The sequence below is a fragment of the Chryseobacterium sp. 22532 genome (assembly GCF_052044665.1).
GTDB lineage: Bacteria > Bacteroidota > Bacteroidia > Flavobacteriales > Weeksellaceae > Chryseobacterium > Chryseobacterium lathyri.
Genome location: NZ_JBQENJ010000002.1, coordinates 348057 through 371965, shown reverse-complemented (window position 1 = coordinate 371965; position 23909 = coordinate 348057). Strand labels below are relative to the sequence as shown.

15 protein-coding genes are annotated in these 23909 nt (G+C 37.9%); 2 read left to right on the top strand and 13 right to left on the bottom strand.

The window, feature by feature from the left end:
* Positions 1-40 precede the first annotated feature (40 nt).
* The gene (locus ACTJIV_RS05850; RefSeq protein WP_440626250.1) at positions 41-220 is read left to right on the top strand and encodes a hypothetical protein; all 180 of its coding nucleotides are present in this window, start codon (positions 41-43) and stop codon (positions 218-220) included.
* A 99-nt stretch (positions 221-319) separates the two neighbouring features.
* On the opposite strand, the gene ACTJIV_RS05845 is transcribed toward ACTJIV_RS05850, so the two are convergent.
* The 7 genes from ACTJIV_RS05845 to ACTJIV_RS05815 form a co-directional block, all read right to left on the bottom strand.
* A complete protein-coding gene (locus ACTJIV_RS05845; RefSeq protein ID WP_440626248.1) occupies positions 320-1096 on the bottom strand; it encodes an SDR family NAD(P)-dependent oxidoreductase in 777 nt (258 codons plus the stop codon).
* A gap of 11 nt (positions 1097-1107) precedes the next feature.
* Complete coding sequence (locus tag ACTJIV_RS05840; protein ID WP_440626246.1) at positions 1108-4173, bottom strand: efflux RND transporter permease subunit; 3066 nt, start codon at positions 4171-4173, stop codon at positions 1108-1110.
* Positions 4174-4179: 6 nt separating this feature from the next.
* Complete coding sequence (locus ACTJIV_RS05835; RefSeq protein ID WP_440626244.1) at positions 4180-5223, bottom strand: efflux RND transporter periplasmic adaptor subunit; 1044 nt, start codon at positions 5221-5223, stop codon at positions 4180-4182.
* Positions 5224-5239: 16 nt separating this feature from the next.
* On the bottom strand, positions 5240-6574 hold the full coding sequence (locus tag ACTJIV_RS05830; RefSeq protein ID WP_440626243.1) for a TolC family protein: 1335 nt from the start codon (positions 6572-6574) through the stop codon (positions 5240-5242).
* Positions 6575-6626: 52 nt separating this feature from the next.
* Positions 6627-7244: a TetR/AcrR family transcriptional regulator gene (locus ACTJIV_RS05825; RefSeq protein WP_255815919.1), complete on the bottom strand. Its 618-nt coding sequence runs from the start codon at positions 7242-7244 to the stop codon at positions 6627-6629.
* 360 nt (positions 7245-7604) lie between these two features.
* Positions 7605-8363 carry an SDR family NAD(P)-dependent oxidoreductase gene (locus ACTJIV_RS05820; protein ID WP_440626240.1) on the bottom strand — a complete coding sequence of 253 codons (759 nt, stop codon included), beginning with the start codon at positions 8361-8363 and terminating at the stop codon, positions 7605-7607.
* 485 nt (positions 8364-8848) lie between these two features.
* Positions 8849-9439, bottom strand: coding sequence for a Crp/Fnr family transcriptional regulator (locus ACTJIV_RS05815; RefSeq protein WP_440626238.1), 591 nt, complete (start codon positions 9437-9439; stop codon positions 8849-8851).
* 528 nt (positions 9440-9967) lie between these two features.
* Here ACTJIV_RS05815 and ACTJIV_RS05810 point away from each other — a divergent pair.
* Positions 9968-11479 (top strand): serine hydrolase, encoded by a 1512-nt coding sequence (locus tag ACTJIV_RS05810; protein WP_440626236.1) that lies wholly within the window; start codon positions 9968-9970, stop codon positions 11477-11479.
* 176 nt (positions 11480-11655) lie between these two features.
* Here ACTJIV_RS05810 and ACTJIV_RS05805 read toward each other — a convergent pair whose 3' ends face one another.
* The 6 genes from ACTJIV_RS05805 to ACTJIV_RS05780 form a co-directional block, all read right to left on the bottom strand.
* On the bottom strand, positions 11656-12576 hold the full coding sequence (locus ACTJIV_RS05805; RefSeq protein WP_440626234.1) for a carbohydrate kinase family protein: 921 nt from the start codon (positions 12574-12576) through the stop codon (positions 11656-11658).
* A gap of 152 nt (positions 12577-12728) precedes the next feature.
* Positions 12729-14426, bottom strand: a complete 1698-nt coding sequence (locus tag ACTJIV_RS05800) for a RagB/SusD family nutrient uptake outer membrane protein (RefSeq protein ID WP_440626232.1) — start codon at positions 14424-14426, stop codon at positions 12729-12731.
* Positions 14427-14443: 17 nt separating this feature from the next.
* On the bottom strand, positions 14444-17545 hold the full coding sequence (locus ACTJIV_RS05795) for a SusC/RagA family TonB-linked outer membrane protein (RefSeq protein ID WP_440626230.1): 3102 nt from the start codon (positions 17543-17545) through the stop codon (positions 14444-14446).
* A gap of 10 nt (positions 17546-17555) precedes the next feature.
* Positions 17556-19118, bottom strand: a complete 1563-nt coding sequence (locus ACTJIV_RS05790; RefSeq protein WP_440626228.1) for a glycoside hydrolase family 32 protein — start codon at positions 19116-19118, stop codon at positions 17556-17558.
* A gap of 95 nt (positions 19119-19213) precedes the next feature.
* Complete coding sequence (locus ACTJIV_RS05785) at positions 19214-20524, bottom strand: sugar porter family MFS transporter (RefSeq protein ID WP_111954651.1); 1311 nt, start codon at positions 20522-20524, stop codon at positions 19214-19216.
* Positions 20525-21041: 517 nt separating this feature from the next.
* Entirely contained in the window at positions 21042-23810 is a 2769-nt protein-coding gene (locus tag ACTJIV_RS05780; protein WP_440626226.1) for a substrate-binding domain-containing protein, read from the bottom strand.
* Positions 23811-23909: the final 99 nt, after the last annotated feature.

Here is a 23909-nt window from a genome sequence, read left to right as displayed (position 1 = left end):
TTCTCTTTATCACTTATATCCTTTTTTTGTAAAAAAACTAATGGACAAATTAAGTTTTCTGGAAGTTATTGCTGCGATGGCTGTTTTTATATCGCTGCTGCTTGCTGTATTTTTATTAACGGTAAAAACAGAAAGAAAACTGGAAAACAGATTATTTGCAGCGTTCCTTATCATTAATGCCATTGATATCAGCGGAATTTTTATGCGTCGAGATCACTAAAAGCCAAATGGGGCTACTTATTAAGACAAGTGACCCCATTTTTATTTGTTTCGATAGCACTATTTACCGGATTAATGTCTTTTTACAGTCTTTAAGAAATCACCCCTTTGCAGCCAGATTTTTTTTAATTTTCATCATCAAAAAATCCGGAGTTATGCGTGGAATATTAGACAGGAACCAATTCATAAAACCGACAATTTTCTTACCTTTTCCATGTAAAAGAAGTTTCACACCTTCTTTTGCAACCACCTCGGGCTTAACGGGTTTATTGCTTTTCATCATATTGGCTTGGAGCATTTCTTCATTGTAGAAGCCTGTATCGATCGGCCCGGGACATAATGCTGTTACAACTACTCCCGTTCCTTCCAGTTCGGAAGCGAGTGTTTCGGTAAAAGCCAGAACAAAAGTTTTCGTTGCAGAATAAACCGAATAATAAGGGAATGGCAAGAATGCCATCAGAGATGAGATATTCATAATCCTGCCTGATTTTCTGGTCACCATATCTTTGACAAACAATTTGTTAAGTGCCACGAGACTGGAAATATTCAAATCGATCATTTTTAATTCTTCTTCCAATGAAGTTTTTGTAAATTCCCCGTAAGTTCCTACGCCAGCATTATTAACCAATCCGGTTACAAGCAGATTTCTGTCCTGAACTTCACGGTATAGTGCAACGGCATTTTCAACAACAGACAAATCTTTGACAATATATTCCACGGAAATTCCGTATGTAGCAGTGAGTTCTGATGCAAGTTTCTTGAGCTTATCTTCGCTTCGGGCTACCAAAATCAGATCTTTCTTTAATTCAGCTAACTGAACGGCCATATGGTAACCTATCCCGGATGATGCGCCTGTTATTAAAATGTATTCTTTCATTTTATTCAATTTTAATATTCTTCTTTGTTTTCAATGTCCAGACTTGGAGGAATCAGTTTGTACATTACCGGCGTAACAATTCTGGAGAGAATCGTTGAGCTGATAAGTCCGCCAATCAATACGATGGCTAATGGAGCGATCAAAGGATTGGAGTTTAAAGCCAAAGGAATTAAACCGCAGATCGCCGTGATGGAAGTTAAAACTACAGGAAGAAAACGCGTTTCACCCGCAATAGCAATGGCCTCATCAATCGAATGGCCTTCCAATCTCAACTGGTTGGTAAAATCTACCAGCAACAGAGAATTTTTAACCTGAATTCCGGACAGTCCGATAAATCCGATAATTGCCACTAATGACATCGGGCTGCCATCAATCAGTAACAAAATGACACCGCCCAAAATCCCCAATGGAATAATCGACAATACAATGATAATTCCTTTAAAAGTTTTGAACTGAAGCAACAGCACAGCAATGAAAAGAAAAGTGCTTAAGATAATGACAGAAATGAAATTTCCTCCTAATGCATCGCCTTCTGATTCTTTTTCTCCCGACAGTTTATAGTAGTAGCCTTTTGGCATTTTCAGCTGATCCAATTGAGGAATAATGTCAACCAATAAATCATTGGCATAATATCCTTTTCCAGACATGGCCGAAACTTTTGCAAATCTTGATTTATTGAAATGGTTGATTGCCGTAGGAGATGTTTCAAATGAAACGGCAGCAATCTCATTGAGCGCAATTGGTACCCCTTGCACATTATTGACATAAAGACTCTTCAGAGCGTCCAGATTAGAAAATTTTTCTCTTGGTAGAGTCAGCGTTACTGTTCTTGCATCGCCGCGGTCGTCGATGTAGTCTCCCACCGGCAATCCGGCTACGGCAAGACGAATGACTTTATCCACCTCACTCGTCATCACTCCTAGAGTTCTCGCTTTTTCCTTGTTGATTTTTACTTTAACATCGGTTTTGTAGGTGTTTAGTTCATTGTTGATGTACACCGTTCCTTCTTGTTTTCTCAAAATATTTTCTACCTGAGAAGAAAGTTGTCTCAAAACAGCAGGATCTTCTCCAAATAAGCGCACGACAATATTGGCTTCAATCGGGGTTCCCTGTTCAAAATCTTTTACCTCAACTTTGGCGTAAGGCATTGTTTTGAATTTTTCCCTTAAAGTTTCGATCAGCACCGTCTTCGTTTCAGGTTTTGCTTCGTCATCCAGCTGCACAAAGATCTGCGCAAAATCAGGCTTTCTGTCCTGTGGATGCACATTGTAGTAAATCTGTGGATTTCCTTTTCCAACATTGGAAGTGTAAAAGGTTATTTCTTTATGCTTTTTTAATTCTGATTCAACAATCCTGGCAACACGGTCACTCTCTGAAATATTAGACTGAAGGGGTGTTTTGATATTGATCAGAAACATCGGTTTTTCTGAAGTCGGGAATAATTTAAAACCTGTTAAACTGAATAATCCAAATGCCAAAACACTTAATGCGATTGAAATTCCGATTGTTATTTTGGGATATTTCAAGGCTTTCGGCATAATTCCTTTGTAACTGTTGGTCAGAAATTTCTGAAGATACTGTAGGAAAATATTTCCACCTTCGTGGTCGTGGGTCTTCAGGAATCGGCTGCCTAAAAATGGAACAAGGGTTAGCGCAACCAGCATGGACGCCAAAACACTCGTAATTACCGCCACGGGTAGACTTCGTATAAATTCCCCGGCGATATCAGGAAGGAATGCCAATGGTAAAAATGCAATGATCAATGTTGCCGTACATCCTACAACCGCCAAACCGATCTGTTTGGTTCCTTTAAGAACCGCATCTTTTTTAGAATGTCCTTCACGTAACCAGCGCTCTATATTTTCCACAACCACAATACTGTCATCAACCAATAATCCCAATGCTACAACCAATCCCACGATGCTCAACTGATTCAGTGAAAATCCTAATGCATTCATCGCAATTAAACCTAATGCCAACGAAAGCGGAATTGAAATCATTACAATAACAGATGCTCTTGAACCTAAAGGCAGCAATGTAATGATAACCAAAACAATGGCCAATCCGAAGTCAAAACCTAAATGCCCCAGACGCTGGGAAACCATATCAGCCTGGTCGAAGTTTTTGATCAACTTAATATTTTCAGGAAGATCTTTTGAGAATTCTTCCAAAATAGGAGCAAATTGTTTCTGAACATCGGTAATATTCACATTATCCTTCATTCCGGCACTTACAAGAATGCAACGATGGCCATTGATTCGGGTGATATGGTCAACGGTCTGCGATTTGTAACCAACCTCGGCAACGTCTTTCATATAGACAATCTTACCATTGGCATTATAAATGACGGTGTTGGCAACATCCTGCTCATTTTTGAATTTACCGCTGGTTTTAACATTGAACACCTTGGTTCCCATATCGATACTTCCTCCGGGGATATCGGCTGCCTCACTCTGCAAACTTCCCATCACAACATTTAAGGGTATTCTCAGTTGTGCAAGCTTATCCAGTTTAAGATCAACCCTAATCTCCTGCTCTGGCATTCCTGAGTAGATGACATTTTTAAGATTCGTGATCTTTTCAAGTTTTGTTTTAAACTTATCTGCCTCATCTCGAAGTTTTTTCTCGGAAGCACTCTCAGAAACCAAGGCAACCTGCAGAATTTTCACATCAGAAGATGATATCTTTTCTGTTTTGATCTGATAAATATCTTTCGGAAGCTCACTGTTTTTTAAGGCATTAATCTCAGTTGAAATTTCCTGATACTTATTATCGACATCAACACCATATTTAAATTTAACCTGAAAAGCGGCAACGCCGTCTTCTACAGTCGTCAGTATTTTATCAATATTTTCCAGCCCGTAGATTTTATTTTCGATGGGCTTTACCACCTGCTCTTCCATATCTTTCGGGCTTGTTCCGGGATAGATCACGGTGATCAGATATTGTGGCGGATGCGTGGATGGATCTTCGGATCTTGGCATTGTGAAGAGCGTTAAAAAACCGACCACCGCAACAAGAAGAAATATGATCAGCGTAAACTGATAATTTTTAACGGCAAAATTTGTAATCTTCATCGTTTCTTAATTAATAATTTTAATGGTTGATTGCTCATTCAGATAAGCACTGTTGGAGATCACAATTTTATTGTTCTTTTGAAGTCCGTCCTTTACAAACACTTTATCATTTTCAAATCTGGCAATCGTAATAGGTCTTTTCTTCACTTTGTTATTTTCAACCACAAAAACGAAAGCTTTATTCCCGTCAGCTTCAATTAAGGAATTGTAGGGAACCATTATAAAATCTTCCGAATGATCAGTCTTAATCTCGGCTTTCCCAAACATTCCTACTGCGGGCTTGCTGTCATTCATCGTCAGTTTAAGCTCCACCTGAAAAGAGCCAAGCGCCATATCAGCTGCCTGCGACTTCCTGAAAATAAAGGCATCGAAACTTTTGCCGGGATAGCCATCCAATGTAACCACTGCTTTTTGGCCGATCTTTACAGAAGCCCATTCGGTATCGGTAAGTCCTACTTTCAATAGATAATTATTATTGTTGGAAGTTTCATTAATCATGAGAACCGGTGAGCCTGGTCCTACAATCTCACCTTTACCGGCCACTTTTTGGGAAACGAAACCGTCCGCGGCTGCATAAATTTTTGCATATCTGGCGTTGAATGCAACCGCATCTTTCTGTTTACGGGCGATATCCAGTCCGGTCTTGGTGTTCTGAACCTGCTCCAAGGTATACACGCTGTCTTTATATAAGTTGGTGGCGCGTCTGTAATCACGTTCGTATTTCTGCACATTTAAATCCGACTGATTGAGGCCTGAACGGATCTCTGTCTCGTCCAAAGTGGCCAGTAGCTGACCTTTTCTGAAAAACTGTCCTTCCTCCACAAAAACTCCATTCACGACTCCTCCTATTTTAAAGGAATAGGTGGTTTCATTTTCTGTGGTTACCAAACCGGAGGCATTAATGTTTGAAGCAAGAGCCAATGATCCTACAGACGCTGTTTTTACGGCAATTATATCAGCTGTTTCAAATGGTTTTGACTCTTTTTTTTCTTCTTTGCAGGAAGCTGTCAGCAAGATTGAAAGCAGGGATATGGTTATGGTTTTATTCATAATAACTGTGTTGATTTTATTGATTAAGATTGAAAGTGGCATTGGCTCTTTCCAGTTCTGCGAAGGCAATCCATGAATTGTAAAGGGCAATGTTGGTATTAAGCTGTGTGTTGACGACCTGATTTTGGGCATCCAGCAATTCGATGTAGATCGCTAAACCTTCTTTGTATAATTTGGTGACATCATCATTGTATTTTGTAGCGGTCTCTTTCTGTTTACTGTCAGATTCATACTGTTCCAAAGCGGATTTTAAATTATTTTGAGAAACCTGAAACTGGAGTAACAACTGCTGTTTGGCATTATTGATCTGAGAATCTAATTTTTTACTTTCTTCATCTACCTGTTTCAGTTTGTACTTATTTTTATTACCTGAAAAAATATTCCATTCCAGGCTCAGACCTGCAAAATAATAGCGTGAAGTCTTATCAACCCTGAAATCAAAATCCTGAAAACCGAGATCTGCGAAGCCGCTTAGTTTTGGAAACCAACTGGATCTTGTCAGCTGATACACATTTCCGTTGATCTCTTTAGCCTGATTCAGCTTCTGCAATTCTTCCCTGTTTTCTGTATTTTCCGAGAGCAATTCTGTCGGAATTTCTATAATTTCATCGGTTTCAATCTCAGTATCCAGCTTCTGATTCAACAGAAAATTAAAGTAAGCCTGGGCATTTTTGCTTGTATTGATGGCGGTTTCGAGATTAGCCTGAATTCTTGTTACTTCATTATCACTTCTCAGTACTGCTGTACGATTGATTTTGTCATTCTTAAAAAGCGCTCTGTTCACTCTCTGATTTTCCTTCACCATCGATAAAGCATTCTGATAAATTCTGATACCTTCTAAAGATTGCAAGTATTTATAGTATGCAATCTTGATATCCTTTACCAATTCGCGCCGGTAAATTTCCAGTTCAATTTTTTGTAAACCCGCTTGCTGTGTTTTAATCTTTTTGTTGTAAATAATCTCATAATTCAAAAGCGGCATTGTCGTATGAAGCTTTATGTCATAGAAATTATTAGGATTAATCAGCACCGACTGATTCTCCAGCGAAGGAAAAGCGTTGGAATTGGTGATCTGATTCAAGGTGCTGTACACAGGATTCAGCATATCCCCGATGGGAATATCAATCGTTCTTCCGCCGTCAGCAATCGTGTAATTGGCTACTACTGCGACCGAAGGTGAAAACAGTGACTTAGCTTCCTGTAATGCATACAGGCTTTTATTGACATCAAAATTTCTTTGTTTGATAACTTCATTATTTTCAAGACCGATTTCGATGTATCGATCAAGGTTAGTTTGGGAGTATGCGATGCATCCTAAACAAATCAGTAATAACATTGACAGTTTTTTCATTTAAATACATTGTTTATAATTTGAACATTGTTCATTTTTTTGACAAAAAAATTTATAGCTTTTCCAGCATTTTCAAAAATTCGTTATACCCTTCCGCCATAATGGTGTCCGGACTGCTGAATTTTACACCTTTTGTTCTTTGGCGGATTTCCAGACAGCACATACCGTGTACTAAGCTCCAGATCAAAAAAGATAATGCTTCTGAGTTATGCTCCTTAAAATGACCTTCTTGCATACAATCTTCCACCGTCTTTTTAACATACCCAAAAGTTTCATTTCCTTCAGACCACAGCTGATTTTTCTGTGTTTCAAGATAATCCATTGGTGCTCTCAGGTTGAACATCAAATCATACATCTCAGAATTTTCCATCGCAAACTTCATGTAGACAAATCCCATTTTTCGAAGCCTCAATAACGGATCTTCTTCACTGACTAAATCTCTGAAGTATCCACCCAATTCCTGAAATCCTATGGAATGCAGATCATGAAAAATAGCATTCTTATCCTTAAAATAAACATAAACAGTACCTACACTGTAATTTATTTCATCAGCAATATTTCTAATGGTGGTATACTCTATTCCTTTTTCCACAAAAAGTCTTTTTGCACCATTAAGAATGAGTAATCTTAAAGCTTCCTTTTCTTTTTGTTTTCTTTCACTTATGCTCATAAAATAATTTTACTATGCAAAGATATAATTATTTTTTGAACGTTGTTCATTTTAATTATACTTATCGGTATTTTTGTTCGTTTTATTAAATTCAAATATCTAAAAAGTGTGTCAAAATAAAGCTCTATATTCCTTGTAAATACCTATTTACTTGAATTGAGTTAAATAGAAATTATTGGATAAAAAAAGCTTTGTAATTCTTGTTTTATTTGGATCAAACGAACCAAATCATGAATAAAAGTGTTTGAAGATACGCTCACTAAAAGCCAAATGGCGCTACTTATTAAGACAAGTAGCGCCATTTTTATTTATTTCGATAACACTATTTGCTATGCAATATCTTCAGTTCTTTCAATGTTTTTAAAAACCAAACATACCACCGGAAACGCTTATTTGCTCTCCTGTAATCCAGGCTGCATCATCAGAAGCCAAAAATACGGCAGCTTTCGCAATATCTTCCGGCTGGCCTCTACGGCCAAGTGGTGTATTGGCAACAAACATTTTTTCATAATCACTGCCTTTGGTAACACCAGCACTAACTGCACCTTCTGTTTCTGTGGCGCCTGGCAAAATAGAATTAATACGAACGTTTTTTACACCCAGTTCTTTCGACAAAGAAATCGTTATTGCATCTAATGCTGCTTTTGTTGAAGAATATAACGATACTCCCGCCATTGGCGATTTGCTTGCACCCGAACTGATATTAATGATATTGCCACCTTTATCTCCAAACAGCTTTAAAGATGCTTGGATAGTCAATACAGAACCCAAAACATTGACATTGAAATGCTGATGGAAAGCTTCTGCCGATACTTGTTCGATAGGTAAAAATTGTTGAAAAACCGCGTTGTTTACCAAAATATCTAAGGTTCCGAAAGTTTTTTTAGCTTCTTCAAACAACCTGTTCACATCAGCTTCATTAGATACATCGGCCTGTACTGCAATGGCTATGCCTCCATGATCTGTTATCTCCTTTACTACACTATCCGCTGCTTCTTTGCTTGAAGCATAATTTACAACGACCTTTGCACCTTCATGGGCAAAGTGCTTTGCGATTGAAGCACCTATTCCTTTTGCTGCACCAGTTACTACTGCTACTTTATTTTTTAATTTACTCATTACTTTTTATTACTTTTTTTGTTTGTTAATATTCTTCATATTCTCGTTTTGAAGCTTGTACAAAGATGCAACCCTGTGATGAAGCGTTGGTTGACATACATCATTAAGTAAGCTTGATATGGGTCAAGTCAGGTTGATGATCCAAATCAAATTAAGCTCATAACCAATTGTAATACTGTAAATTACGATATTATTAAAAACACTCGGGAAACAAAAACCGTCAAGGTCAAAACGGCATAACATCCTTTTTAGCCCAATTTTTTATTCGAGCAAAATATTTTTTTAAGTAGGGAATTTGCTGAGAAAACAAATTGAAAAACCAAGTAATATGATTTGATCAATGATGAATTGAGAATTGCTATATTTTACGGGACTTCCTAGCTGATTATTATGAAAAGTTCTCCTTCAGGGAAAAAGCTGATGTATAATCTTTAATTTTATTAGTCGACATTCGTCATGAATTATACAGTTAACATAAAAAGAAATTATTTTAAAAAGTTTTTCTTTATCCTGCTCAAAGTTTCTGGCGATAAACCCAGGTATGAAGCGATCATGTTCTGCGGAAACCGTTGCAGGAAATGAGGATAACTTCTGATCAGTTCTTCATAACGTTCTTCAGCCGTATAGCTATTTGAGGCCAGCATTCTTTTTTGAGCTGCAATAGCGTAATTTTGATTGATTACATTCGTCATCGCTGAAAAGGCGGGAATATGCTTTAGAAACTGTTCAATTTCAGCATGAGTTGACTGTAGTATCTCAAGTGGCTCCAGTGCTTCAATATTAAAACGGCTTGGAGTCAACAGAAAAAAGCTTTCAAAATCGGCCAGCCACCAATTTTCCACAGATAGTTTCAGTATGTGTTCATGCCCCTTATCATCTACCGCAAAGGTTCTGGCAGATCCTTTCACAATAAACCCAATGTATTTGCATACGTCTCCTTCCTGTAAAAAATACTGTCTTTTTCGAAGTTTTTTGGGTTTGAAATGGGCCATCAACAAACGCTTATCGTCTTCTGAAAGCTGTTTGCCTGATGTTTTTTCTATGTAATCGAAAAACACTGGAAAATCAGACATCATTTAAATAATTTATTGCAATTTACTTAAACTATCCGATAAACTAAAAGATAAGTATTCTAAAATTTGAGGTATACTATCATAAATTTACAAGTAATAAATGTCATTTTAATACCTTCAAAATCTTATCTATAGCTGTTAATAAAAGATTTGAATAGAGCCCGGTTATCAGCATGGAGAAATGCCTTGGTTTTGCGGACAAAAGCCTAAAAAACTTGGCGTAGAAAATTTAAATAAGGAAAATGCAGGAGATAGCTCACTTGCAGCCAATAAATTTGATAAAGTTTGTATAAAGGAACTTCTTGTCAATGAAAAATCAAAATTGAAGTACAGTTTGTAAAATTATTTTTCACAACGATGTATCAAAAATCTATTGAATTAAATCCGGATCATGAAAATGGACAACAGATGCTGTTGAACATTGAAAAAAAATAAACAATAAAACAGAAGATATTAAAAAAATCAGTCATTGATGTAATAAAACTTACTTGTGGATCGTCTTTATATTGAAATAGATAACCAGGAATAAAAATGAAAAAACTACATCTAGTCCTAATGCTGTCTTTAACCTTGAATATTTTTGCACAAAATGTAAAGGATAAAATAAAATCATTCGAAAACAATATGCTCAGTTGGGATAAATCGAAAACTAAGAAATGGACTTTAAAAGACAGGATGGCTTTCTATAATATGAATGCAGTAAGCATCGCAGTCATTAAAGATTACAAAGTAGAATGGGCTAAAGCTTATGGTTATGCAGATGTTGCTGAAAACAGACCAGCGAGCGTTCACACATTATTTCAGGCTGCATCTATCAGTAAATCCATTAATAGCTTAGGACAATTAAAGTTGGTTGAACAAGGAAAATTAAGCTTGGATGATGACATCAATAATTATTTGAAAAGCTGGAAATTCCCATATGATTCGGTTTCAAAAGGAAAAAAAATTTCTATTGCAAACCTCTTAAGTCATAAAGCAGGTTTGTCTGTTCATGGTTTCGGAGGCTATCAAAGAGGAAAAGAACTCCCTACAATAATACAAATTCTTGATGGACTGAAACCATCAAATTCTATTGCGGTTCGGTCTGTGTTTGAGCCCAACCTTAAATTCCAGTATTCGGGTGGAGGAACAACTATTTCACAGTTAATCCTTGAAAATATAACAGGAGAAAAGTATGAAGATTATATGTTGAAAAATGTTTTGAAGCCATTAGGAATGAATGAAAGTTCTTATAATCAGCCTCCCTCTCCAGATAAAGAATTATTACTTGCAACAGCTTATAATAACGGAAAAGAGGTAAATGGAAAATATCATATTTATCCCGAAAAAGCCGCAGCCGGTTTATGGACCAATCCCAGTGATCTGGCAAAATATATCATCGAAACACAATTGTCATTATTAGGCAAATCAAATAATATTTTGTCCAAAGAAATGTCTGTAAGGAGAATTGAGAATAATTACGGTGTATTTCTAAGTGATTTCAAAGGCACAAAATATTTTGCACACAGCGGAGGGAATGAAGGGTTTGTATGCTACTATATTGGAAGTGTTGAAGATGGAAACGGTTTAGCAGTAATGACTAATGGTAATAATTTTAAGCTGATAGAAGAAATCCTTTTAAGTATTGCCAGTTTAAACCAATGGAAAAACTACCCTATCGAGCCACAAAAGGAATCTATTGGCTTAACCATCAGAAAAGAATGCTTGAAAAATATTGATAAAGGAATTGCATTATATAAAGACCTTAAGAAAAACAAGCCAAATGACTACAATTTCTCCAACGAAAATGAATTGAATGAACTTGGTTATGAGTTTCTAAAAGATAATCAATTAGACGCAGCGCTTAAGATTTTTGATTTAAATGTCAATGAATTTCCAAAATCAGGAAATGTCTATGACAGTCGAGGCGAAGCTTATTTTAACAAAAAAGAATATGCATTATCAAAAAGCGATTATCAGAAATCATTAGAGTTGGATCCCACCAATAATAATGCGAAGGAAATGATTTTGAAAATCAATCAAATTTTTTCCACCAAAAATTAAATTGCTTTATAAAATGAGTGATGTAGTTCTTGCTTAATTTGATTTAAATGAACCAATTATCGATAAAAGTTTGAAGATAATATGTCTTGATCATATACAGTTAAACGGCGCCACTTCTCTTAAAGTGGCGCCGTTTTTATTCTTTGGGATATCAGACTCAATCAGATTAATACTTTTTAAATATTCAGATAAGCATTCTGCTTAAGAAATATCTCTATTTCAGAATTTTCTATCTTAGGATTTGCACCGGAGTAGCTCGCTACCAAGGCACCGACAGCGCTTGCAAAATTTAAAGCATCAACAGGATTTTGATCGGACAGCAATTTCGCAATAAGGCTTGCCAAAAAAGAATCACCTGCACCTACCGTATCTGCCACTTTTACAGGATAACCTTCGTGTCTATAAAACTGATCATTCCATAGTAAGATAGATCCGTGTTTTCCTAAAGTTACACATATCGCTTTAGTGTTTGTTTTTTCTGATATGAATTTTATATTGGACTCAAGATCATGTGATTCAAATCCCATTCCGGCAGCAATTTCCAGTATTTCCTCATCATTAAATTTAATAAAGTCTGCCCTGTCCATAAGCTTTTCAAGAAGCTGAATATTGTAAAAGGGCTTTCTTAGATTCACATCGAAAACTTTAAACATTTTATCGTTGGAATCCAATATGGAGAAAAGTGTTTTTTGGGAAACCTCATTTCTGCAGGCAAGGCTTCCATAGAAAAAAACATCGGCTTCTTTTACGGTATCCATTATTTTTTCGTCAACACTGATAAAATCCCAGGCAGAAGGAAACTTGATCTCATACGTGGCAGAGCCACGCTCATTTAAAGAGACCTGAACAATTCCTGTTTCATATTCTGGAGAAACAATAATTCCGGCGGTTTCAAGAGTATTTTCTTTGCCATAATCCAGAATTACTTTTCCGTCTTCGTCATTTCCTACTGCACTGATCATTGTTACCGGAAAGCCATACGAAGCTGTTCTGAGAGCCAGATTAAGAGGAGCTCCCCCAATTTTTTTCTCTTCTCCAAAAACGTCGAAAAGTACTTCTCCAAAACTTATTACATTAATTTTCTTATTGATAAACATTAATTGGATTTTTGATATTGATATTATTGAATGAACTCTCTGAAGAGCTAAAAATACTCCATTTTTTATTAATAGATAAGATACTCCGAACCGGAATTCATTCCATAATCCGCAATTCTGTTTTTGAATATCGTTTTCATTAGCATTTTGTTTTAGTATCCGTTATTTTGTTTGTACAGTCCCTGGCTGAAATTGATCTGCGCCAAAGGAATCGGACAGTATTCTTCAATTCCGTGGTCAAACCCCGCCTGCGAATAGTAAGATCTTTTAGTTTTCTCGACAGAATAATAGCTGTTCATCGTTCCTGCTGTAATGCCCCATCTCACGAGGTCAAAGAAACGGCTTCCTTCCATGGCAAACTCCATTCTTCTCTCCCATCGCAACGCTTTTCTTGCAAAATCCTGATTCCACGTACAGTTCACTCCCGGCTCATATTTGCTGATCAGGTTGTTGGTGGTATAACTTCCTGTAAGGACCGTACTATTAGCAGCCCGCTGTCTCACCTGATTGATCAGTGGTAAAGCATCGTTATATTGTCCAAGCTCTATCAGCGCTTCAGCTTTCATCAGCAAAACATCGGAATATCTTATGATGATTCTGTTTTTGGAATTTCCATAGAAGGGGTCTACATTCACGGTACAGCCACATCCTACAGGCACATTTTCTTTTAACGAAGAATAATACCCATAAGTCCCGGGACTTCTGCTCCAACTTTCCTGAAAAATTTTGTTTTCGTCGTATTTCCAAGGCAGTCCGGGCAAGGCAACGGTGTGATATAATCTGGGATCTACTTTGTAACTGTTCAGCTGGTTGTAATTCAGATCAACATCGTTAAAAGTATTAAACATCGGTAGCCCCTGCGGTGTCGTTTTGAATGCGTTCACCAGATTCTGGCTTGGCTTATGAAAATCACAGCATCCCAAACCTTGTGGTACAGAAAGCATATCTCCGAAATTGAGCCTTCCGAAAAGCGTACCGTCATTATCAGAATATTGAATGGAAAAGATTGCCTCCGGGCCGTTTTCGTGTGTTCCCGGCAGGAAATTGTACCCGAAATCCGGTTCCAATGTATAATTTCCGATCACCTGATTGGCAGCATCAATAGATTTCTGAAGGGTGGCAGGATTTACCTGCGTTACTGTATAGTTATCATCCTGCTCATACGCCTGATACAGCCTTACTTTAGCAAGATAGGCATAGGCAGCGCTTTTCTTTGGTCTTCCCACTTCCGACTGTGTTGCAGGCAGATTAGCGGCTGCAAATTCAAAATTAGAAGCAATAGCTTCCCATAACTGCTGGTCTGTCTTTGCCCTGTTTGAGATTTTCGGATACTCATCAAGCGGTGTATTTTCATCTACATAAGGCACATATTTAAATAACGTTTTCAGTAAAAAGTAGTAATGTCCTCTTACGAAGCTCATCTCGGCAATCCGCTTTTGCTTGTTCGGATATTCTGAATCTGAAAGCTGCTTAAGTGCGGCAATTGCTTTGTTACATCTGGAAATCCCTACATAATTGAGATACCATAATCTGTCTAACTCACCAAAATCCGAACGGACGTTATTTGAAATTTCAAAAAAGTGGAATGTCTGGATATCATTGGTTCCGCTTCCTCCTTTGTACGCATCATCAGAACGAACGTTCCCATAGGGCCAAAGGCTGAAAGGGGTATCATAATGGTCGTTTCCAAGAGATGCATAGGCTGCAACTACAAAACCATCCACATTCTGAGGCGTTACCACGTCGGCTTCCGACAGGACACCTCTCGGCTCATTGTCCAGAAAATCGTTGCAGGAAGTAGTTCCCAGCAAAAAAGCAAAAGCTATTGTTAAAAGTATATTCTTTTTCATTTTTTATTATTTAAAAATTATAGGGAAAAATTAACTCCAAAATTGAACGTCAGCGGTAACGGATAACCGAATGCCGGTGTTTCGGGATCTACTCCTGTAAAGCTTTTCGATTTTATTGTCCAAAGATTCTGAACACTTGCATACATCCTGAAATTGACAATATTATAATGCTCCATTAAAGATTTCGGAAACGTATAGCCCAACTGTAAAACCCTCAGCTTCAGATAACTTCCGCTTTCTACATAATATGATGAGAATCTGGATTCTGCATTGCTGTCCACTGTCGTAAGCGCAGGAATATCCGAATTGGGATTTTGCGGCGACCACGCATTCAGAAGCCTTGTCCCTTTATTGGAACCGACATCATCCACACTCCAGAAATCAGTCTGGTATTTTTTTGAATTAATGACATCCACATCACCGATGCCCTGCCAGAATGTTGAAAGATCAAAGTTTTTATATGAAAAGTTAAGGTTGATACCATACATAAATCCCGGATTCGGATTGCCAATCCACGTTCTGTCTTTGTCGTCAATCATTCCATCACCATTTAGATCTGCATAGCGGATTCTTCCCAAACCTTTACCTGACTGACTGGCAGAATTATCCACCTCTGCCTGCGTCCTGAAAAGTCCGTCGGCAACATAACCGTACATTGAGTTAATGGGGCGTCCCAGAATATTATCCGTTGTTCCGTTTCCACCGTAATTATTGATAACTGATTGCGGAAGTTCGGTAATTTTGTTACGGTTCATCGAGATGTTCCCTGAAACTTCGTAACGGAAACCGCCTGCTGTTTCATTCTGATAGGACAATGCAACCTCGATCCCTTTGTTTTCCATAGATGCACCATTGATCCATCGATCTCCTCCTTCTCCGATCACCCCAAGATAAGGTGGTAATACCAGGATGTCTTTTGTTGCTTTTTTATAAACATCGATACTCCCTGTCAGTTTTTGGTTAAAAAATCCGAAATCCAGACCGAGATTGGTTTGTGTGGTGGTTTCCCATCTGAGGTCGTCATTTTTTGTCTGCGTTGCGATAAATCCTGATGGTAATAACCCACTTCCGACACCGGAAATATCGTAGGCTGTGCCATAAGATGTTGCCCATGTTGGATTTCCTCCCGCATAATTTGCTATATAAAGGGAATAAACCGCCGAATTGCTGATTTCCTGGTTTCCGGTCTGTCCCCAACCTGCTCTTAATCGCAAATCTGAGAAAAACGGAATCAGATGTTCTGCAAAATGTTCTTTATTGATTCTCCATCCTGCCGAGAATGCAGGGAATGTTCCGAAACGGTTGTTTTTACCGAATCTTGAAGAGCCGTCGTAACGCATTGTTGCAGAAAAAAGGTATCGGTTGTCATAATCGTAAGAGAATTTTCCGAAGTAGGACAACAGGCTGTAATACGTGGAGCTTCCGCCGTTGAAAGCATCTCCTGTACCCGCATCTGGATACATATAATCCGGTGTTTCTATCAGGAATCCTTCTTTTCTCAGCCAGGTATTTTTAAACGTATCCTTGTACATTTCCATTCCGCCCAACACATCAAAATGGTGCTTTCCAGTTTTTGCCGTGTACTGTGCGGTATTGGACCACGTCCATTTTTCCGTGTCTGACTGGTCGATGTTTACTGCATTGGTTTTGTTTTGCAGATAACCTGAAACATAGCTTCTTTGCAGCATTCTTTTGTAATAATTGGAAAGATCGATTCCAAAGCTGGATTTTAAGGTCAGATTTTTCACAGGCTGCAATTCGGCATAAACATTTCCGAAGAATCTTTGATATTGGTAGCCATTGTCTTTATTGTATTCCAAAAGTCTGACAGGATTTTGCCGGTCATTCATTCCACCAACCGGACCGCCCCACCCAATACCGTCTACAGTATGAACGGGAATGATGGGCAAAGCACGTAATGCGGGATCCAAAACGCCCGGATCCATAAGCTCATTGGTTTTATTAAAGGTGAAATTTTCTCCGATTTTCAGTTTTCCGTCAAAAAAGTTATAAGAGGTATTGACGCGGGCAGACAATCTTTTGAAATTGGTAAGCTTCACGATTCCATCATTGTTATAATATCCCAAAGAGAAAAAGTAAGAACCTTTGTCCGAAGCACTAGAAGCAGAAACATCCAGCGAATTGGCAACACCTGTCTGCGAAACCTCATCATACCAGTTGGTATCGGCTGACTTTATGGTTTTTGCAGCATCCAGATATTCCGGAACATTGCTGCTGTATAAGGTCGGAACACCATTCTGAACACCCCAGTCGAAATTGTAGCTTAAATTGTTGCTATTAGGGTTCAGTCCGTCATTGATGTTGGCCTGCCAAAGCACCTGTCCGAATTGTTTGGCATTCAGAACCTCTGTTTTTTTAGTATACTGTGAATACGCCGTATAATAATTAAGGTCGATTCTCATCTTCCCTTTTTTACCTTTTTTGGTAGTGATAATGATAACACCATTAGCAGCCCTGGAACCGTAGATACTTGCTGAGGATGCATCTTTCAGCACCTGCATCGTTTCGATATCGCTTGGGTTGAGTTCGTTCATTCCGGCTTTTGTGGGAACACCGTCAATCACATAAAGTGGATCTGTATTATTTAACGTTCCCACACCACGAATCAGCACTTTGGTATTACTGCCGGAAGGAGATCCGTCGGCTGTGATATTAACACCTGCTACTCGTCCCTGCAAAGATTTAATTGGATTCGGTTCGGTCTGCTTGTTCAGGTCTTTCATATCCACCACAGAAACCGCACCGGTAATGTCTGCTTTTTTCTGCTTGGTATATCCGGTTACGATGACCTCATCTATACTTTTTATTTTCTCTGCAGCTAAAACGATGTTAAGAATTGTCTTTTCATCAACAATCACTTCACGGGTGGAATAATCGGGATAAGTGAAAATTAAAGTATTTCCTTTTTGCAGGTCATTAATCTGAAATGCACCGCTGCTGTCTGTTGTTGTATTGGCTCCTGTTTCCGAAACGGTTACAATAACCCCGCTCAGCGGTTTCTGATTTGAGGAAACTACCTTACCTTTAATGACTTCCTGCGCAAATACATACGAAAAAGGCAGAAGACAAAAGGCGATGGCTATTTTGTATTTCTTCATAGTATAGTTTTTATTTGATATTAATCTGATGTGCATTGATGTTCAGAGTACTTCCTTTTGTATCTGTGGATAAGCTCAGTTCCGAAAAGTTTTCATTAGGGAAGAAAATTTCGGTCATTACCTTTTCGCCGTTATTGAAGAAAATTTCGATGGAAGTTTTATCCAGGACAATTTTGAATGCTGCATTTTGGTAGTTTTTTGCTAATGGAGCTTTTGAAACCCTGTCTGCAAAATTGCCCTTAAAATCGGTTTTCCCGGATTGGGTACGGTCAATAAACAGCTCTTGCTTGTTATTGTCAATTCCGAAAATCACCCTTTCTCCCAATGAATTTTTCAAAGCAAAAGTGTAAACTCCTTTGGTCATTTTTTTGAGATCAACATCTAACACTGCTTTGGAAAGATCTATTTCTCCTTTGCCGATGAGCTTTTTATCAGAAACAAGGCTAATTTCTTTTCTGATTGTTTTTCCTTCATAATTTTTGAGTTGGGAAACAGGATTATTTTTCAAAATATAACCTTCTTTGGTCCGTTTTAAAGTTACTTCACGAGGAATAGTAGAACTTCCTCTCCATTTTTCCGTAGGCACATTCGGTGAATAATCCCAGTTTGACATCCATCCGATAATCACTCTTTTATTATCCGGAACATTATCAAAAGAAACGCTCGCATAATTATCGCGCCCCCAATCCAGCCAGACCACTTTTTCTTTTTCGAGCTGCTTTGTATAAATATCATCCATTTTGAAGGTTTTTCCGTCAAAATCACCTACAAAATACTGGGCAGCAGAGCCTCCGTTTGGGCCACCCGGATTGATGTTAACGATAAGCACCCATTTTTCTTCATTGGTTCCTTCTACCTTTATGGGGAAAAGATCCGGACACTCCCAAACGCCACCGTGTCCGCCTACATCTTTACCAAACTCTGAAAGGAAGGTCCAGTCTTTCAGGTTTTTTGAGGCATAAAAATGCTGCCTGTCCTGTACCGCCAATCCCATTACCCATTGTTTTCTTTTGGCATCCCAGAAAACTTTCGGATCCCTGAAATCTTTTATTCCTGGATTTTTCAATACCGGATTGTTACTGTATTTGGTCCAGGTTTTTCCATTATCCAAAGAATAAGCGATTGCCTGAGACTGTGCGTCAATTTCTCCGGCTTGCTCTTTCTTCATATCGTGATAGGTAAAAATTGCCACCAACGGAACATTCTTCCCATCACCAAAACCTGATGTATTATTTTTATCCACAACTGCACTTCCTGAGAATATGGCACCTTTTTCATCATAGGCAATGGCAGGAGCCAGTTCTTCCCATTTTATAAGATCTTTGCTGATAGCGTGTCCCCAATGCATCTTACCAAAATCTGGTACACTCTGAAACGGCGTATACTGGAAAAATAAGTGATAAGTTCCGTTGAGATAAAACAGACCGTTTGGATCATTCATCCAGCCTTTTTGAGGAGTGAAGTGGTAATTGGGTCTGTAAAGCTGCTCTTCGGCCGTTTTCAAATCCGACTGTGCGTTGAGCCCGGAATAAAACGTTGCAGCAATGATTAAAGTTGATATGATTCTCTTCATTATGATTATTTAATAGGAATTTTTTGAATTATTTTAAAAACACTTTATTCAATTTATAGAGGTGTTCTTTCTGATGATTATATTGATTTGTACATCTATTTCGTCAGTGTTTTGCTTAATTTTTCCAGAGATATACCCTTTGTTTCCGGCATCATAAACATCACGAATAATAATTGGAATACCATTGCAATGGTAAAGACTAAAAACACAGTCCCTGCTCCGATAGTAGAAAATAATGTAGGAATCAGTGATGGAATAATCGCTGCCAGAAGCCAGTGTGTGGAACTTCCGAAAGCCTGTCCCGATGCCCTAAGATGATTCGGAAAAATCTCCGAGATAAATACCCAAATCACTGTTCCCTGACCAATAGCGTGAGAAGCAATGAAGAGGAACAGGAAAATAGGAATCGCCAATCCCGACCAATGGAAATAAAACGCCATAGAAACCAATCCCAGAGAAATGATATACCCTACGGAACCTAAATACATCAGTGTTCTTCTCCCAACTTTATCAATGAGATTAACCCCAACCAGAGTGAAAACCATATTCACAACACCAATTCCTATACTGCTGAGAAGTGCTGTTTTCTCGCCCAAACCTGCTTCGCCAAAAATCCTTGGTGCGTAATACAAGAATGCGTTGATACCCGACATCTGATTAAAAAAGGCTACTAGAAAAGCCAACATCAGCGGGAAACGGTATTTTTTCATAAAGATATTTTCCTTTGGCGATTCTGCGTGGTCATCTTCCATCTGCGTGATCAAAGTTTCAGAATCCTGATCCGGACTCAGGATTTTCATCACTTTTTTCGCTTCTTCTATTCTGGAATGGGAAACCAGCCATCTCGGACTTTCCGGAATGGTGAATACACATAATGTATAAATGGCTGCGGGAATTGCCTGTACACCAAGCATCCATCTCCAGTCGTTATCGCCGATACCGCTTAATAAATAATTTGATAAAAATGCGATTAAAATCCCCAGAACAATATTAAACTGATACAGTGAAACCATCCTTCCGCGGTCTTTTGCAGGTGCAATCTCTGAAATATAAGCCGGTGCAGCAATCGTAGAAGCACCTACTCCTAAACCACCCATAAACCTGAAAAATGCAAACAGATAAGGATCATTGGAAAGCGCAGTTCCTATGGCAGAAAATGCATATAAGACACCAATGATCAAGAGCGTTTTTTTCCGTCCTAATGTATTGGTCGGGATTCCGCCGAAAATAGCCCCTATCACTGTACCCCATAATGCCATCCCCATCACGACCGCTCCGTGAAATGCATCTGAGCTGTTCCACAACGTTTGCAATTTTTTGTCTGCGCCGGAAATCACTACCACGTCAAATCCAAAAAGAAATCCTGCCAAAGCTGCCGTAATAGACCACATAAGAATTTTATTCATCCTTTAAAATATTTATTTGTTTGTGGCTAATATATCCCGGGGCGGTAATCCGAAGGTCTAATTATGTAACTAAATATTTCAGCAAGGTTAACTATTTGTTAATTAATCATAACTAACTAAATATCAACAATTTATTTATAAACAATTTTATTAAAGTTTAATCATGTTTCAAAAATGTAACATTGTCTTATAAAAATGTTACGCATATTTTGGCCTTTTTAAGATTAATAACCATTTACTATTATGAAAAGTTTATCCGAAAAATGGGTCAAGGTGTGGGATTTTTGGCTTATGAATTTTTAGCAATTATTAATCGTTCGGAAAGTTGGTTATTCGTCCGAATGAAGGTGTGTTATTCAGAAAGTATAATAAAAAAGCAGCAGTTTGATTTTCTGCTGCTGGATATGATAAAAATAGTATATGTGAAAATTGATATTAAATATAAGTTAAGCTTTAGGTTTTGTTATTACAATGTTACATTCAAATAGGTGATCATTTGATTTTACAAACTTTTTTATCACTCCTTCCCTGAAGACTTTCTAAAGGCATTAGGGGATATGCCAAACTTATTTTTAAAAACAGTAGAGAAATAATTCGGAGAAGAAAAACCGGTTTTGTATGCAATCTCAGAAATAGTCAGTTCAGGATTTTGAAGCATCGATTTGGCCTGTTCCAGGCGGAAATTGTTGATATAATCACTCACATTCACATCAAACATCGCTTTTATCTTTCTATAAAGCTGAATTCTGGAAATATTGAGCAGGTCTGCAAGATTTTCTACTGAGAAATCGGGATTATCGATATTGGTTTTGATAAGTTGGTTCAGATTATTCACAAATGTTTGCTCCATGCTTCCGAACGATTTACTGTCCACAATTCTGCCGATATTGTTTGTATAGTAATAACGCAGTTTTTCGCGGTTGTAAAGCAGCGCACGCAGTGACTGTATCAGAATAGGGTAACTGAAAGGTTTTGTGAGGTAAAGGTCAACGCCGGATTTCAGTCCCTGCAGGTAGGATTCTTTATTATCCAAAGCAGTCAGAAGAATAACCGGAATATGTGATGTACGAAGGTCATTTTTTAGAATTTCACAGATTTCAAAACCGTTTTTGTCCGGAAGATTGACGTCACAGACGATAATATCCGGAATTTCACTCAATGCCTTATCAATTGCATCCGTACCGTCAGAAACCATTACTTCAAACTCATTCTGAAGCTTTTTGCTTAGAAAGAAGGATAAATCCGAATTATCCTCTACCAAAAGAAGCGAATAACGTTCGCCCTGAAACTCCTGATTTTGGGTAATCGTCTCGTCTTCCAATCCTGTAAAAACAGTATCTTTTGCCAGACTTTCAGCATCTGCGAGACTGGGTTCTTTCACCATTTGGTCTTCGTTGAAATGCTTGTTTCCCTTGTAAAGGCTGATGGTAAATTCCGTTCCCTGGAAAGAGCTCACTTCTATCTTCCCAAGATGAAGCTCTATGAACTGCCTGCTAAGATGAAGCCCGATTCCTGAACTGTTTTTTCTGTTATTGGAACCTTTGAAATAAGCTTCAAAGACATTGCTGACCTCTTTTTCGGGGATTCCGATTCCGTTATCTTTAAAGCTGATGACCGCCTGATTGCCTTTTTCCTGAATTGTAATTTCAATCTTTCCATTGTCCGGCGTAAATTTGAAAGCATTCGATAAAAGGTTGAAATAAACTTTATCCATCAGGTTTCTGTCAATATAAAGCTCAAGGTTTTTATTTTGTGAATGAATTTCGAATTTGATATTTCTTTTCTTGGCTTCATTTTCAAAATCACGAAAAATCGCATACGTAAAATCATAGATATTCGTTTTGGAAACTCTCAGATTAAAAGTCTGATTTTCTATTTTTCTAAAATCCAGCAGGTTATCCACCAATCTCAATAATCTGTTGGAGTTTTTATTGATCAACTCTAACTCATAGGATGGTTTTGCACCTTTAGTTTTACCGGAATCCATCAAAGATTCCAATGAACTGAGAATAAGCGTGATGGGTGTTTTAAATTCATGAGACAATCCCGTGAAAAAATTAACCCTTGCCTCATTACTGTCTTTCAACTCATTGGCAATGGTTTCAATCTGGTTTCTTTGAATAGTAATTCTCTCGTTGGTAAGGGTAAGCTGCTTATTTTTTATCTTGATCGCATAAATAAGGTAAATAGAATAAGCCACCAGGCAAAACATCAATATCAACAATATGATAGACCAGCGGAACAATTCTTTTTGCGAAGAATAAAGCTCGATCTGCTTTTTAACCGCCTGTACCTGATTTTCTATAATACCTTGTTGCTCAATGATTTTATCAAACTGATTACGCATAATTTCCGCATTCATTCTGTCGATGATCGTTGTACTGAGTTTAATGCGTTTGGGAACGGCAGCACCGTTATGAATTTTAATTGCAGTCTCAATGGCTTCTGCCCCACCTGTCGGATACAATAAAGTGGCGTTCAGCTTTCCGTCCAGAACCATTTGTATTCCGCCGTCTTTTGTATTCAGTCCGTCAATGCCGATAAATTTGATTTGATTTTCCAAACCTTTATTCCTTGCAGCCTGCCACGCAATGGCGGCAAGCTCATCATTAAAAGCAAAAACATACAGACTTTGATTTCCCAAGGAATCAAGTGTTTTCCGGAAAGCGTCTACAGGAAGACCTTTAAAGGTTTTTATCAGCTCTGTGTTGGGATTGTTTTTGATGATTTCCTGAAAGCCAAGACTTCTTTCTATGGTTGGAGAGGAATTGTCATCGCCACTTATTTCGATAACTTTTTTATAATTTTTGGAATCTGAAAGAATGTAACTGGCCGCTTCTTTACCAATCTCCAAGTTGTCTGCGCCTATATAGGTTGTATATTGTTCTGAATTGATTTTCCTGTCGAGCAAAATAACCGGAATATTTTTGGCAGCCGCTTTTTCCACTACAGGAATCAAGGATTCCGGATCAATCGGTGAGATAATAATCACATCCACCTTACGATCAATCATTTTTTGTATGTCCTGAACCTGCTTGCTAACCGAATTTTCTGCTTTCTGTATATTCAGCTCTACTTCGGAATGGAGTGATGCCTGTATCTCCATAGCATGGTTCATTGTCAATCTCCAGGGATGATTTCCCAACCCCTGTGAAAATCCGATACTAATTTTGTCTGAAGTTTTCTGAGATTCTTTACAAGAAGAAAAAGCAAGGAAAAACAGAAGAAATAACATTCTATAAGCCTGAGGAAAACCAAAAACTTTCAAAAATTTTATTGTTGACATATGAACACAATATTAATGAAGTTGTTGCAGACAGGCAATTTTTAATTACAGTATTTTGTATTCAATCCTCTATTTATTATATACATATTTGATTTGATT